Annotated in this window: 7 protein-coding genes; 1 reads left to right on the plus strand and 6 read right to left on the minus strand. The window is 59.0% G+C overall.

All coding sequences use genetic code 11. The features are described from left to right. The first annotated feature begins 6 nt into the window (after positions 1-6). Positions 7-1,491 carry a sulfatase-like hydrolase/transferase gene (locus Q9S52_RS07275; RefSeq protein ID WP_297626876.1) on the plus strand — a complete coding sequence of 495 codons (1,485 nt, stop codon included), beginning with the start codon at positions 7-9 and terminating at the stop codon, positions 1,489-1,491. A 258-nt stretch (positions 1,492-1,749) separates the two neighbouring features. Here the strand turns inward: Q9S52_RS07275 and hisIE are convergent, their stop codons facing one another. The 6 genes from hisIE to hisD form a co-directional block, all read right to left on the minus strand. Further along, positions 1,750-2,361 (minus strand): bifunctional phosphoribosyl-AMP cyclohydrolase/phosphoribosyl-ATP diphosphatase HisIE, encoded by a 612-nt coding sequence (hisIE, locus tag Q9S52_RS07280; RefSeq protein WP_297626879.1) that lies wholly within the window; start codon positions 2,359-2,361, stop codon positions 1,750-1,752. A 14-nt stretch (positions 2,362-2,375) separates the two neighbouring features. After that, positions 2,376-3,134: an imidazole glycerol phosphate synthase subunit HisF gene (hisF, locus tag Q9S52_RS07285; RefSeq protein ID WP_297626882.1), complete on the minus strand. Its 759-nt coding sequence runs from the start codon at positions 3,132-3,134 to the stop codon at positions 2,376-2,378. Beyond that, positions 3,116-3,847: a 1-(5-phosphoribosyl)-5-[(5-phosphoribosylamino)methylideneamino]imidazole-4-carboxamide isomerase gene (gene hisA / locus Q9S52_RS07290; RefSeq protein ID WP_300828402.1), complete on the minus strand. Its 732-nt coding sequence runs from the start codon at positions 3,845-3,847 to the stop codon at positions 3,116-3,118. Before hisA ends, hisF begins: the two co-directional genes overlap by 19 nt. Then, a complete protein-coding gene (gene hisH / locus Q9S52_RS07295; protein ID WP_304708645.1) occupies positions 3,844-4,428 on the minus strand; it encodes an imidazole glycerol phosphate synthase subunit HisH in 585 nt (194 codons plus the stop codon). Before hisH ends, hisA begins: the two co-directional genes overlap by 4 nt. A gap of 10 nt (positions 4,429-4,438) precedes the next feature. Next, the gene (gene hisC, locus Q9S52_RS10710) at positions 4,439-6,085 is read right to left on the minus strand and encodes a histidinol-phosphate transaminase (protein WP_370648997.1); all 1,647 of its coding nucleotides are present in this window, start codon (positions 6,083-6,085) and stop codon (positions 4,439-4,441) included. A 414-nt stretch (positions 6,086-6,499) separates the two neighbouring features. Then, positions 6,500-7,786: a histidinol dehydrogenase gene (gene hisD, locus Q9S52_RS07310; protein ID WP_304708646.1), complete on the minus strand. Its 1,287-nt coding sequence runs from the start codon at positions 7,784-7,786 to the stop codon at positions 6,500-6,502. Between the last annotated feature and the right edge of the window lie 342 nt (positions 7,787-8,128).

Genomic DNA, 8,128 nt, shown 5'->3' on the forward strand with positions numbered 1-8,128 from the left:
TGATTCATGGATAAAAAGACTCTGCTCACCCTGTCGGCTCTTGCTTTGGTCGGCGCGGGAGCCTCGGCGCAGCAGCGCATGAACGTGCTGTTCATCCTCACCGACGATTTCCAGAACAATGCGATCCGCGCCCTCGGTCGCGAGGACGTGCATACGCCGAACATCGACTATATCTATAGCCAGGGGACGGCTTTCACCAACTGCTATACCAACGGAGCGATCGGCGGGGCGCTGTCGATGCCCAGCCGGGCGATGATCATGACGGGCCGCGGGGTGTTCGAGATCGCGCAGGACGGCTGGGTAATCGCCCCGCGTCACACGATGCTGCCGGAGCAGTTGCGCAGGGAGGGTTACCGCACCTTCGAGACGGGCAAGTGGCATTCGGATTTCGAGTCGTTCAACCGGGCGTTTTCCGAGGCTGAGAATATCTATTTCGGCGGGATGCACCGGTACGAAGACGGCGGCCATGTGACGCCGCTGCTGATGCACTACGATCCGAAGGGAGATTATAAAAATCAAAAACCGTTCGTGGGGCCGAAATTCTCGTCGGAGATGTATGCCGACGCGGCGGTCGATTTTCTGACCCGTTCGGCGGGGGATACGACGCCGTTTTTCGCCTATGTGGCGTTCACTTCGCCACACGACCCGCGCAACCGTCATCCGTGGTATGGAACTTTGTATGATCCGGACACGATCAAGCTGCCGGTGAATTATCGCCCGCAGCATGCGTTCGACAACGGAGAGTTGCAGGTGCGGGATGAGGTCGTGGTTCCTGCTCCGCGCGACAAGGCTACGGTGCGGAAGGAGCTGGCGGATTACTATGGGATGATCAGCGAGGTGGATGCACAGATCGGTCGGGTGATCGATGCGCTCGAAAAGAGCGGTAAGCTGGAGCATACGATCGTGGTCTTCGCGGGCGACAACGGTCTGGCGATGGGGCAGCACGGGCTGATGGGCAAGCAGAGTCTGTACGATCACAGCATCAAGGTGCCGCTGGTGGTTTGGGCACCGGGCATCCCGAAAGGGGAGCGGAACGAGGGGTTGTGCTACCTGTATGACATCAATCCGACGTTGTCGGAACTGCTGGGCATTCCGCCGGCGGGGTCGGTGACGGGGCGGTCGCTGGCTGCTGCTTTGAAAAAGGGGGCGAAGGGCGAGACGCCGCGCGACCGGGTGTGGCTGGCTTATTCGAGTATCCACCGGGCGCTGGTGATGGATGGCCGAAAGTATATCGTTTACAACGTGGAGGGCAAGATTACGGAGCAGTTGTTCGATCTCAGGAATGATCCGTGGGAGATGACGAACTTGTTGGCTGGGACGCCGTCGAAGAGGGTACACAAACTGGCGGAGAGGTATCGTGCGGCGCTGAAGGAGGAGATGAAGCGGGGGAATGATTTCTGCGATCTGGATCGCCCGACGGCAGAGCATGGATCGTGGTGGGAGAAGGACGAGAAGATCTCCTGGACGGACGGCGTCAATCTGATTAAATAACCGTTCGTTTATTTGTATTTGTGCTGGAGGGTACTGTTCTTTTTAACTTCGCTGCGCTCGTTTTCCTCCTCGCCGCTCGGCAATTCGCAAACTTTGTTTGCATTGCTCTCGCTGGCAGCGTCGGTTGTGAACAAAAAGAACCGAAAAACCGACGCAGCAACCGAGTGCCATCAAACTTGTTTGAATGGCCGAGGTGCCAGGAGGAAGGCGAAGCCAACAAGCGGCAGTTCCCTGCGGGTAGACACGGTAAACGAACGGTTATTTATGTCGCTTGGCCAGTTCTTTTTCCAAGTCCGCCAGCGAAAGACCATTCGCCTCTAACAGCACCAGCAAGTGGTAGACCAAGTCCGACGCCTCATAGATCAAGTCCGGCTTGTTCTGCGCCACCGCCTCGATCACCGTCTCCACCGCCTCCTCGCCCACTTTCTGCGCAATCTTGTGGATCCCCCGCTCGAACAGCTTCGTCGTGTAGGACGCCGCCGGCATCTCCCTGTGCCGCTGCTGGATAACCGATTGCAAATAGCGGATGAAACCCTCCGTTTCCGTCGGTAACTCCGTGAAGCAGCTCGCATTGCCCATATGGCACACCGGCCCCGCAGGAATCACCCGGATCAGCAGCGTATCCGCATCGCAGTCCATTGCCACCGAACAGATATTCAGGAAATTACCGCTCGTCTCGCCCTTCGTCCAGAGCCGTTTCTTCGTCCGGCTGTAAAACGTCACGCGCCCCTCCGTGACGCTTTTTTCATAAGCCTCTCGATTCATGTAGCCCAGCATCAGGACTTGCAGCGTCCTGTCATCCTGAACGATCGCCGGCAACAGCCCGTCGCCGTTTTTCGCGAAATCCAACTTTTTGATGTCTGGTGTCATAAGTGTGTTGTTTTTTAGATTCTTACAGGAATTTTTCGCTCATTCAGCGCGCGCTTCAGCACTGGAATCGGAATCTCTCCGTAGTGGAAAATCGATGCCGCCAGCGCCGCATCCGCCCGTCCCGCCGTCAGCACCTCTGCGATGTGATCCACCGTCCCCGCCCCGCCCGAAGCGATCACCGGGATCGACAGCTCCGAAGCCAGCCGTGCGAACGTCTCGCACGGATAACCGCTCTTCGTCCCGTCGTGGTTCATCGACGTGAACAGAATTTCCCCCGCCCCCCGTTCCTGTGCCTCCCTCGCCCACGAAAATAGTTCGCGCTCAGAGGGTTGTCGTCCTCCGTGCGTCGTCACCACCCAACGTCCCGTCTCATCCATCCGCGCGTCGATCGCCACCACGATAAACTGCCGCCCGTACCGCCCCGCGATCTCGTCGATCAGCTCCGGTCGGCGCACCGCCGCGCTGTTCACCGTCACCTTGTCCGCCCCCGCCAGTAAGAGCGCCCCCGCATCCGCCGCCGTCGAAATCCCGCCCCCCACCGTGAACGGAATATCGATCTCACGTGCAATCCGTGCCACCAGCTCCCCGAACGTTTTCCGTCCCTCGACCGTTGCGCTGATGTCCAGATAGACCAGCTCATCCGCCCCCTCGTCCGCATACTTGCGGCCCAGCTCCACCGGATCGCCCACATTTTGCAATCCCACAAAATTGACCCCCTTGACCGTCCGTCCGTCTTTGATGTCTAAGCAGGGAATTATCCGTTTTGCAAGCATTTTTCCAACTCTTTAAGCGTGATTCTCCCCTCGTAAATCGCCTTGCCCACGATGACGCTTCGCAGCCCCATTCCGTCCAGCCGCACCAGGTCGTCCATCGATGAAATCCCTCCGCTGACCGTCATGTCGATGTTCGGGAATTCCCCTTGCAAGGTAGCGTAGAGTTCGAAATTGGGCCCCGTGAGCATCCCGTCGCGCGAAATGTCCGTGCAGATCACCTGCCGCAAACCCCGCGCCGCAAACCGTCGAACGATCGTCTGTACATCTGTCTCCGACGACTCCAGCCACCCGTTGATCGCCACCTTTCCCGCCCGGGTATCCGCCCCGAGGATAATATGCTCCGCTCCGTAAGCAGCCAGCCACTCCTCGAACCGCTCCGGCGCCGTGATCGCCACGCTGCCGCAGATCGCCCGATTGGCCCCCGCTGCCAGCACCGCCTCCAACGCCTCGCCGCTCTTGATTCCGCCGCCGTACTGAATGTCGAGTTTCGTTGCCGTGGCAATCTTCCGCAGCGTGTCCAGGTTCTGCGGCGCCGCCGCCTTCGCCCCGTCCAAATCCACCACATGGAGCCGCCGAATCCCGATCGCCTCGTAACTCTTGGCGATCTCCACCGGGTCAGCCCCGTAAGTCGTCCTTTGGGCATAGTCCCCTTGCGTCAGCCGCACGCACTGCCCGCCGATCATGTCGATCGCCGGTATAATCTCGATTTTCATAGTGTCAGAAAGTTAGCTAAAATCTGCCCGCCTACCGCGCCGCTTTTTTCCGGGTGGAACTGGCAGCCGTAGAAATTGTCCTTATACAAAGAGCCGCTGAACCACCCGCCGTAGTCGGTCGCCGCCGCCGTGCATTCGTTGATTTCCGCCGCATAGGAGTGTACGTAATAGACGTATTCGTCCTCTTTAATATCCTTGTACAGCGGCGATTTGAGGTCGTGAATCGAATTCCATCCCACGTGCGGCACTTTGACTCCCGCATCGGCTGGAAACCGCCGTACCCGGTTCGGAAAGACGCCCAGACACTCCGTCTCTCCTTCCTCGCTGTAGGCGCACAGCAGCTGCATCCCCAGGCAAATCCCCAGCACGGGGCATTTCAAATGACGGAGGAGGTCGGTCAGCCCTTTGTCCCGCAACTGCGCCATCGCCGTCGTCGCCTCGCCCACTCCCGGCAACAGCACGCGTTCGGCTTTTTGTATAGCGACCGGGTCAGAGGTCAGCAGGTAGTCCGTTCCCAACCGCTCGAACGCGTTGATGACCGACCGCAAATTTCCCGTTCCGTAATCTATAATAGTTACCATACGTTTCGGTTTAAAGCATTCCTTTCGAGCTCGGCAGGCTGAAATCCAGCGGTTTGAGCTCCACTGCCATCCGCAAAGCCCGCGCGAAAGCCTTGAAAATCCCCTCCACCTTGTGGTGCTCGTTGCGCCCCCGCGCTACGATGTGCAGATTGCAGCGCGCCGCCTGCGCGAAACTGTCGAAAAAGTGCTCGAACAGCTCCGTCGGTACATCCCCGATCCGTTCGCGCTTCAGCTTCACGTCCCACCGCGTCGCGATCCGCCCCCCGAAATCCAGCAGCACCAATGCCCGGCTCTCGTCCATCGGCAGCGCGAATCCGTACCGTCCGATCCCCCGCTTGTCGCCCAATGCCAGCCGAAACGCCTCGCCCAACACCAGCGCCACGTCCTCGATCGTATGATGTTCATCCACTTGCAAGTCCCCCTTGGCCGAGAGTTGCAGGGAGAAGGCCCCGTGATGCACGATCTGGTCGAGCATGTGGTCGAAAAATCCCAGCCCGGTCGATATTTGCGACGGCGAAGTATTGTCCAAGTCCAAAGTGGCCGTAATGTCCGTCTCCCGACTCCGCCGCGTCACCGTCACGCAACGTCCCCCCGAAGAGGCCGGAACCAGCCCCGCGAAAGGCTTGTCGAGGTTCTGTAACGCCTCGATCAGCGCCGCATTCTCCTCCGGCGTCCCTACCGTCAGCCGCAGGCACCCCTCGCACCCGGCAATTTTCGAGCGGTCGCGCACGATGATTCCCCGTTCGATCAACCGGTTGTAGACTTCCCGCGGCTCATTGACCTGCACCAGTACGAAATTAGCATCCGAAGCGAACACCCGCCGGATCAGCGGCATTTTCTCCAACGCTGCGACCAGTTTTTTCCGCTCGTCGATCAGCGTCGCGATCTGCTCGCGGCGAACTGCTTCGCGATCCAATTCGCTCAAAACCAGTCGTTCGGTAATCACATTCACCGAATAGGGATACTTGATCCGCCCCATAGCCCCCACGATCTCCGGGTCGGCGAACGCGAATCCGATCCTTATGCCTGCCATCCCCCACGCTTTCGAGAGCGTTTGCAGCACCACTAAGTTCGGAAATTCCGCCAGCCGCGGCAGGAACCCCTCGTGCTCCGCAAAGTCGATATAGGCCTCGTCCAGCACCACGATCCCCCCGAATCCCCGAATGATTTTCTCGACCTCCACCGGGTCGAGCAGGTTGGCCGACGGATTGTTCGGCGAGCAGAGAAACGCCAGCTTCATCTGCGGCGTCACTTTCGACAGAAAGTCCGCCGCGTCGAGGCGAAAGTCCTGTGCGAGAGGCACTTCGACCAGCTTTACGTCGTTGGTCGCCGCGGCCACGCGGTACATGCCGTAGCTCGGTGCAATGGAGATGGCTTCGTCCTGCTGCGGCTCGCAAAAGACTCTGAATATCAGGTCGATCGCTTCGTCGCTGCCGTTCCCGCCCACGAAAATCCGGTCGGCGGCTATGCCCCGCATGGCTGCGATTTTGGCCCGGATGCGCTTGTTGTGCGGGTCGGGATAGCGGTTGAAGCCGTTGTCGAAGGGGTTCTCGTTGGCGTCGAGGTAGATCCCCAACTCTCCTTCGTACTCGTCGCGGGCGGTCGAATACGGGGCCAACTGTTTGATATTCTCGCGGAAAAGCGATGTGATTTCCATATTTTGTTTTTAATTCATTCGTTTATTTGCACCTTATCAGGAGGGTACTGTTCTTTTTAACTTCGCTGCGCTCGTTTTCCTCCTCGCCGCTCGGCAATTTGCAAACTACGTTTGCATTGCGCTCGCTGGCAGCGTCGGTTGTGAACAAAAAGAACCAAAAAAACTTTAGAGCGCATCCCTGCGTGATGCTCTGGCCGTGTCTGCCCGGTAGGTTGGGCTGGATTTTCGGCGGGCGCGCTAATAATAGGCGAGTCCCCCACGCGCGCCGCGCCTGAAAATCACAGCCCAACGAAACAAGGCGGAAAGAACACGTGGTCGTCCCACCGGGACGACCTCTGCAAAAGTCTTTTGGGTACCTTTTCTGAAGAAAAGGTACGGTTCCGTCCGGCACAAAGTACAGATAAACGAACCTAATTATTTCAACGAATTGAGTCTTATCGTCACCGCATTTCGGTGCGCATCCAACCCCTCCGCCGTTGCCATCCGTTCCACCGCCCCGCCGATATTTCGAAGCCCTTCGGGTGTCAGCCGTTGGAGCGTGATCTTTTTGCAAAAGCTGTCCAGATTCACCCCGCTGTACGCCGCTGCCCAGCCGCTCGTCGGTAGCGTGTGGTTCGTCCCCGAAGCATAGTCCCCCACGCTCTCCGGCGAGTAGTGTCCCAGAAAGATGCTCCCCGCATTCTCGATCTGCGCCGCAATTGCCTCCGGCTCCTCCGTTTCCACGATCAGGTGTTCCGCCGCATATAGGTTCGCCATTTCGACCATTTCCGCCACCGAAGCCACCACGAAGATACGGCTTTCCGCTAACGCCTGCGTCGCAATCTCGGCCCGGCCCAGCAGGGCCAGCTGCCGCGAGACCTCCGTTTCCACCGCCGTCGCCAAGGCAGGAGAGGTCGTCACCAGTATCGCCTGGCTGTCCGGCCCGTGTTCCGCCTGCGAGAGCAAGTCCGCCGCCACGAAATCCGCCCGTGCCGTGTCGTCCGCCAGCACCATCACCTCCGACGGCCCCGCCGGCATGTCGATCGCCACCGCACTCAGCCCCAGCAACTGTTTGGCCGTCGTCACATAGCGATTCCCCGGCCCGAAAATCTTGTTGACCCGCGGCACGCTCTCCGTCCCGAACGCCATCGCCGCTACGGCCTGTGCCCCACCGACTTTGAACATTCGCGTTACCCCGCACAATTGTGCTGTCCACAAGATTTCCGGCGCCACCGTCCCGTCCCGTCGCGGCGGCGTGCAGAGCACAATCTCCTTGCAACCTGCAATCTGTGCCGGAACGGCCAGCATCAGCACGGTCGAAAAGAGCGGCGCGCTCCCGCCCGGCACGTAAAGCCCCACACTATGAATGGCCACGCTCCGCTGTTCGCAGCAGACGCCCGGCATCGTTTCGATGCGTATCGGCTCCATCCGTTGCGCGCGGTGAAAGGCGATGATATTCTCTCGTGCCTGTCGGATGGCGTTTTTCAATGCGTCGTCCAATAGTTCGTCGGCTTTTGCAATCTCGTCGTCGGTAACGGCTGGTGAGTCGATTTTCACGCCGTCGAACTGGTCGGCGAGCTCGCGCAGGGCGGCGTCTCTGTCTTTCCGGACGTGCTCGATGATATTTTCTACCCGTTTACGGATCGTCTCGTTCTCTTGTTGCAGGGGTCGCGTAAGGAGGTCTTCCCATGCTGTACGCGGCGGCTGGATATAGGTTTTCATAATTTGATCGTTTCGATTATTTGTACTTGCCCGGGAGGGTACTGTTCTTTTTAACTTCGCTGCGCTCGTTTTCCTCCTCGCTGCTCGGCAATTTGCAAACCATGTTTGCATTGCCCTCGCTGGCAGCGTCGGTTGTGAACAAAAAGAACCAAAAAAACTTCAGAGCGCATCCCTGCGGGATGCTCTGGCCGTGTCTGCCCGGTAGGTTGGGCTGGGTTTTCTCGGCGGGGCGCTATAATGCGAGTATTACCCCAATGCGCCCGCGCCGGAAAACCACAGCCCAACGCACGAGGCGGAGATAACCCGTGGTCGTCCCACCGGGACGACCTCTGCAAAAGTTCT

The sequence above is a fragment of the uncultured Rikenella sp. genome, from assembly GCF_948810725.1.
Taxonomy (GTDB): Bacteria; Bacteroidota; Bacteroidia; order Bacteroidales; family Rikenellaceae; genus Rikenella.

What these genes read in the sequence shown, in the direction of transcription:
- hisD (WP_304708646.1), bottom strand. Translation starts at nt 7,786, where the DNA reads ATGAAAACCTATATCCAGCCGCCGCGTACAGCATGGGAAGACCTCCTT.
- hisA (WP_300828402.1), bottom strand. Translation starts at nt 3,847, where the DNA reads ATGAAAATCGAGATTATACCGGCGATCGACATGATCGGCGGGCAGTGC.
- hisIE (WP_297626879.1), bottom strand. Translation starts at nt 2,361, where the DNA reads ATGACACCAGACATCAAAAAGTTGGATTTCGCGAAAAACGGCGACGGG.
- hisF (WP_297626882.1), bottom strand. Translation starts at nt 3,134, where the DNA reads ATGCTTGCAAAACGGATAATTCCCTGCTTAGACATCAAAGACGGACGG.
- hisC (WP_370648997.1), bottom strand. Translation starts at nt 6,085, where the DNA reads ATGGAAATCACATCGCTTTTCCGCGAGAATATCAAACAGTTGGCCCCG.
- hisH (WP_304708645.1), bottom strand. Translation starts at nt 4,428, where the DNA reads ATGGTAACTATTATAGATTACGGAACGGGAAATTTGCGGTCGGTCATC.
- Q9S52_RS07275 (WP_297626876.1), top strand. Translation starts at nt 7, where the DNA reads ATGGATAAAAAGACTCTGCTCACCCTGTCGGCTCTTGCTTTGGTCGGC.